This is a genomic window from Deltaproteobacteria bacterium, from assembly GCA_019310525.1.
Taxonomy (GTDB): domain Bacteria; phylum Desulfobacterota; class DSM-4660; order Desulfatiglandales; family HGW-15; genus JAFDEE01.
Window position 1 is genome coordinate 1 of record JAFDEE010000129.1, and the last position, 5821, is coordinate 5821.

Annotated in this window: 7 protein-coding genes; all 7 read right to left on the reverse strand. The window is 57.9% G+C overall.

What is annotated here, in order from left to right:
- Nucleotides 1-47: 47 nt before the first annotated feature.
- On the reverse strand, nucleotides 48-506 hold the full coding sequence (locus tag JRF57_15825; GenBank protein ID MBW2305166.1) for a beta-hydroxyacyl-ACP dehydratase: 459 nt from the start codon (nucleotides 504-506) through the stop codon (nucleotides 48-50).
- Nucleotides 503-1453, reverse strand: a complete 951-nt coding sequence (locus JRF57_15830; protein ID MBW2305167.1) for an ACP S-malonyltransferase — start codon at nucleotides 1451-1453, stop codon at nucleotides 503-505. Before JRF57_15830 ends, JRF57_15825 begins: the two co-directional genes overlap by 4 nt.
- Nucleotide 1454: 1 nt before the next feature.
- Entirely contained in the window at nucleotides 1455-2147 is a 693-nt protein-coding gene (locus JRF57_15835; protein ID MBW2305168.1) for a hypothetical protein, read from the reverse strand.
- 30 nt (nucleotides 2148-2177) lie between these two features.
- The gene (locus JRF57_15840; protein ID MBW2305169.1) at nucleotides 2178-2837 is read right to left on the reverse strand and encodes an outer membrane lipoprotein carrier protein LolA; all 660 of its coding nucleotides are present in this window, start codon (nucleotides 2835-2837) and stop codon (nucleotides 2178-2180) included.
- Complete coding sequence (locus tag JRF57_15845; protein MBW2305170.1) at nucleotides 2834-4117, reverse strand: B12-binding domain-containing radical SAM protein; 1284 nt, start codon at nucleotides 4115-4117, stop codon at nucleotides 2834-2836. Before JRF57_15845 ends, JRF57_15840 begins: the two co-directional genes overlap by 4 nt.
- Nucleotides 4114-5013: a lysophospholipid acyltransferase family protein gene (locus tag JRF57_15850; GenBank protein ID MBW2305171.1), complete on the reverse strand. Its 900-nt coding sequence runs from the start codon at nucleotides 5011-5013 to the stop codon at nucleotides 4114-4116. Before JRF57_15850 ends, JRF57_15845 begins: the two co-directional genes overlap by 4 nt.
- Nucleotides 5014-5090: 77 nt before the next feature.
- On the reverse strand, nucleotides 5091-5821 hold a 731-nt coding region (locus JRF57_15855), incomplete at its 5' end, for a 1-acyl-sn-glycerol-3-phosphate acyltransferase (GenBank protein MBW2305172.1).

The window sequence follows — 5821 nt, forward strand, 5'->3', positions numbered from 1 at the left end:
GGACAGGCCGCGCCCGAGGCAGGCAAGCGTTCGTGCATAATTTGAGTTTATAGGTCCCCTGCGAGGATGAGGGTCCCGGCAGCTATTCGCCTCTCTCCCACACTCGCTTCCACCCGGAAGAGGAACGTGTGCCCAAAGCGCTTCACCAGCCTTGAATTCAAACGCAAAGTGTCTCCAGGCCCGGCAGGTGATGAAAATTTGACGTCCATCCCGGCCAGGGACAGGGGCCCGGGATCTTCCCCTTCCAAGGCCTCCCTTTCCTCACGGGTCAGGCCCAGGAGGAGGCCGCTGGCCTGGGCCAGAGCCTCTGCCACCAGGACACCCGGCAGGATCGGCCTTTCGGGGAAGTGCCCGGCGAAATACCACTCGCCAGGAAGAGCCGTAAATTCCGCAGTGATTTCTTTTTCAGGTTCGAAAGCCACCACCCGATCCACGAAGAGGAAGGGTTCGCGGTGGGGAAGGATCCGGCGGATCGTCCCTGGGGCTTTCCACCAAATGGACGTCATGGATTCCTCCCATCCGGTTTCTTTCGAAGATGCCGGATGGTCCTCAGCATGTCCTCTCGGGTCGAAGTGTTTTCCACCCGGATATCCCGGTCGATCCAGCGAAGGGTCCGCGAGAGGACCGTTCCTGGGCCCATCTCCACAAAGACGGTGGATCCTTGGTCCTTGAAGCGGCGGATCAGGTCCGCCCAGCGGACCGGCGAGCTCAGTTGAAGGGCCAGGGTTTCCTTCAGGTCCTCTTCATCCCTCACGGGACGGAGGGTGGAGTAGGAGAGGAGTGGAATCTGGGGCTGCCGGAGGATTTGTCCTGACAGTTCGGCGAAAAAGGTTCTGGACGCCCTTTCCATGAGTCGGGAATGGTAGGCGGCTTGGAAGGGCAAGGGGTGGGCGTCCAGGGCCCCTGCCTCCAGGGCCTGTTCCATGGCCCTTCGGACGGCTTGTGAGTGCCCCGAGATGATGGTCTGCCTCGGTGTGTTCAAAAGGGCGGGCTCCACGCCGCCGACCTTACGGGTGATCCGTTCTATGGTTTCGAGGGGAAGCCCGAAGATCACCGCCATGGCCCCGTTCATAGATTCCGCGGTCTCGGCCAGAATCTCGCCTGCACGCTTAACGATGAGGAGGCCTTCTTCGAATCCGAAACAGCCGGCGGTATAGGCTGCGGCGTAAAAGCCGGAACTGTGACCGGTAAGGAGATCCGGTCGAAGCCCCCGCGCTTTTAGGATGTCGGCAGTTATGCAGGATATGGTGAAAACGGCCAACTGGGCGTTCAGGTCGAGACCCAGGACTTCCTCCGGCCCCTCGAGGCAGATCCTGCTCAAGGAAAAACCCAGAACCCGATCGGCCCGGTCGAAGATTTCCCCGGCCTCGGGGAATGAATCAAGTAGTTCCCGGCCCATGCCTGGCGACTGGCTTCCCTGGCCGGGATAGAGGTAAAGGATCCGATCCGGCATGTCAATACCTGTAAACTGTCCCTTCCATGTCCCTTTTCATCTTTTCCAGGCCCTCTATTCTTTTTTCGGCATCAGCCTTTAACTCCTCGTTCTTTGCGTTGGTCAGGGCCTTTCGGTAAGCGTCCATTGCCAGGGATATGTACCGGTCGATCTGAAACCTGTCATGTCCACGTTCCGCCAGCCTCCTGCAACCGTCCCCCAGCACGATGAGATACTCGGGCCTGCCGGGGGCGAAATACAGGGCCTTCTTGATGCTTCTTATGGATCTCGTGAGTCGGTCGTTGATCAGGAGACATTTGGACGCGATGTAATAGGGTTCGGGACGATAGGGGTCGATCCTGTTAAGGCGCCTTGCTGTCACGTAGGGCGACATGACCAGAGACCTGTATTTCTTGTCCCCCCTGGATTTCAGCAGCGCACATTTTTCCGTCTGGGCCTTTGCAAGGAGGATATTGACAGGGAAATTGCCCGGTTCGCGGGAGGCCGGCCCCGAGAGGAGCCGGATGACCTCGTCGTACTTCTTGGCCTTGAACAGGCTTTCGGCGCGGCCCAGCATCCCCCGGGAGGGCCCGGGCGAAAGTTCCTCTCCGCTGTCCGGGGCGGTCTCCTGGGCGCGGGCGCAATCCGGACCCTGGGTCGGGTTTGTCAAGAGAAGCCCAAACACCAATCCAAGCATGGAGAAAAATTTTATCATGATGAATTCTCCTTTCAGACCGGAATGATCCTATCGGGTGTCCGGGATATCGGGTCTGAAAACGCCCTTGGGAAGGGGTTCGTTGATGGAGAGAAATTTCAGGGTGATCCTCGTGACATCTCCCCCCTTTTCCATCACCGTGATGGAGGTCGGAAGCCAGGAGCCGGGATCCAGAAGGAGCTCGATGCTTGAAACGTATTTCCTGAATGCCTTATCACGGGGTTTCAGGAGGAGGCGGTAAGGCCCGGAATACCTTTCCTCTGAAAACTCTATATCGTAATGCTTCTCGATTTCCTCCAGAGAACATTCCAGCCCAAAGTGCTTCCTGATAAACCGCTCGCCGATGTACCTCTCTTCCTTTTTTGAAAATTCCGGGTAGTAAAGCGTAATCCATCCCTTTTTTATCAGGACGGTCGATACAGAGGGTTTGGTTATTTTTAAAAGAATTTTTCCGGATCTGTCAAAGAAAATCCTTCCTTCCGAGCGGAGGGGATCTTCCAGCAGGCTGGTTTTCTTCAATTGGTGAAAGGCGGCGGAAAAGGTTCGAATGCTCTTCTCCCTCTCCTTCACCTTTCGGAGCACCTTGAGGAGGTTCGGGTCGGTCTCGGCCCCTGAAGTAATCGGCCCTCCCTGGAATAGGAGGAAAAGGGAAAGCAGAAGCCACGAAATCATCAGGATCGGTTTTCTCATGTTTCCCCCTTGAGTACCTTTTCCCAGGCCTTACGGAATCCCAGGTTTTGAATGCCGAAGAACAGGGCGTTCCGGTTGAAGGGAAAGAGTCTCTTCAGGATGGAAGAATAACCGTAGAGTTTCCGGTAGGCCCATTCAAGCCCGGCCTGGAGTTCTTCAGGGTTCATTTTCCTGGGCTTGAAGACCACGTGGTTCATGTCGTACTTCTCCCAATCATTGTGAATGATACGGTTTTGGGCCCTCAACCACTCCCGGATGCGGGTCCCCGGAAAAGGGGTGAGAACCGAGAAGAGGGCGGCCTCGATGTGGGTTCTCTCTATAAATCGAAGGACATCGGAAAAAACAGATTTGTCGTCCTCGTCGGCCCCGAAAATGAAGGATCCCTGGATTCCGATCCCATGGTCGTGGATTTTTCGGACGGCGTCCCTGTACTCCGCCGCCCGGTTCATGGATTTCCCGATCGCTTTCAGGTTTTCCTGGGAAAGGGATTCAAAGCCGATAAAGAGCCCCTTGCAACCGCTCTCCCCGGCCAGGCGGAGGAGTTCCGGATCCCGGACGATGCTGAGGGAGGCCTGGCTGAACCACTTGATCCGGAGGGGGATCAGGGCCCTGAAGAGTTCCTTGGCATAGGAGGGGTTGCCGACGATATTGTCGTCCACGAAAAACACAAAACCCCTTTCCATTCCCGCCATTTCATCCAGGACGTCCTGGACGGGGCGGATGCGGTAGGTCCTGCCGTAAAACGAGGTGACGGAGCAGAACTCGCAGTCGAAGGGGCAGCCTCGGGTGGTTTGGAGAGTGTTGATGAAGAAGTAGGCCTTTCGATCCAGGAGATCGCGGCGCGGGAAAGGTAAGTCCGCCAGATCCCGATGTTCCCCGGAACGGTAAAAAGGCCGAAGGCGGTTCTCCTTGAAATCGGCGAGGACCTGAGGCCACACGCCTTCGGCCTCCCCGAGCACGATGCTGTCGGCATGGGATCGGGCCTCCTCCTCCATCTTGGTAGGATGAATCCCCCCGAGCACCACGGGGATCCCTTTTTCCCTGAAACGGTCCGCAATGGCGTACCCCCTCCCTGCAAGAGGAGTCATCAGGGTGATGCCCACAAGGTCGGCTTCGGGGGCCGAGTCCAGTGATGTCACGTTTTCGTCGATGATGGAGATGTCCCATTCCTCTCCGGTCAGGGCCGCGAGGGTCGTCAGGCCAAGGTAGGGGAAGCGGAAATAGATCTGACCCCAGAGGCTGTTTTCAGGCCACCTGGGGGCAACGAGAAGCAGTTTCATGGGGGCGTTCCTTCCTTGAAAATGGGATCGGGACAGTACCATTGATCTGGATGGGCGCGGATGACCCTTTCGAAAACCCGGGCGAGCCTTTCCAGGTTTTCGCCCACAGGGTCCTCGGATTCTTCCTCTCCGGCCAAAGGGATGGGAGGCTCCAGGAAGCCGGAATAACGGCCATCCGGGCCCATCAGGACAAAGGCCGGGATGAGGGCCGCTCCGGATTTCATGGCGGCAAGAACTGGGCCCACCGGAAATCGGACCCGTCGTCCGAAGAACCGTACAGGCCGGCCCCGCCCGATCAGGTCCCGGTCCCCGATCATGGCCACCACCCCGTTTCGGCGTAGGTGTCCCAGGACCTGGAGGGCTGAAAGGGGTGAGTGATCCATCTCGATGACTTTTATCCCTTTCCCTTTCCTGAGGCGGTTGACAAGGGCGTTGGTCGCCGAGGTGTTGTGGGCCAGGGCCACCACGGCAAAGGGATACCCGGCGAGTCCTATCATGGTCCCTCCGAATTCCCAGTTCCCCACGTGGGCGGAGACGAGGATCGCGCCCCGGCCCTTACCAAGGGCCTCCTGCAGGATATGTTCACCCGTGAGGCGGTGGAAGAAGGCCCGGATCCGATGGGGAGGTTGCTGGGGGATAAGGAAAAAATCCACCAGGTACCGGCCGTAGTTCAGAAAGATCCGGCGGACCGTTTTTCTTACTAGGGGATCCGCCGGTGAGCGGTCCAGGGCAAGGGCCAGGTTTCGGGAAAGGCCCAAGCGGTCTTTCCTGGAAAGGGCGTAAATGGACAGGGCCGCAATTTTCCCGAGAAACCGGCAAAGCCCGATTGGAAGATACCGGGTCGAAAAAAAGATGGCGTAATAAGAAACGGGGTGGTCCAGCAGGTGACGCCGCATTCTTTTTCAGTCCAAAAAAATTGTTTGTCAGTCCCTTTTGCTCCCGGGCTGTATGTGGGCCCGGGAAAAGGCCGGTTTTACACAAAGGAGCCGTATTCTGGGTCGAGGTTTTCTTCGATGGCCCGGCGGATGCTGGTCAGGAGTTCTTCTTCACGGTCCTTTGAAAAGTTCCCGGGGTCGATCGGATCCCCCACCACGATCTGGATCCTGCCCGGCATCAGGGCCAGTGTTCCTTTGGGAAGGACGAAACGGCTTCCGTTCACGGTTATGGGAAGAACCGGTGCTTTGCTCCGGAGGGCTATGACGGCCCCACCCCGGTTGAATTTTTGGAGCCGTCCGTCCCGGCTCCTCGTCCCTTCAGGGAAGATCACCACGCTGTGCCCTCTACGGATTTCCCGGGCCGCCTCCCGGAGCCCCCGGACCGTGTCCCGGGGGCTTCTGCGGTCGATATAGATGTGACCCATCCGCTTAAGGGCATACCCGAAGACCGGCATCCTCCGGATCCCGGTTCTGATGACCCAGCGGAGTTGAAGGGGGAGCTTGGCGATAAGGGCCCAGACATCGAAAAGGCTCTGGTGATTGGCCATGACCACATAAGAGAGGTCCCTTCGGATTTTTTCCCTGCCCTTCAAGGTGACGCGCACCCCGGCGGCAAGCATGTTGAGCCGGGCCCAGAACTTCCCGATGTAGTGCACTAGGTCTCCTCCCCGGTCTATGGGAGAAAAGGCGATGATAATCAGCGCGAGAATCAAGGTGTTCAGGATCAGGAACACCAGGTAGAAGGGCCGGATAAGGGGATAGAGGACCC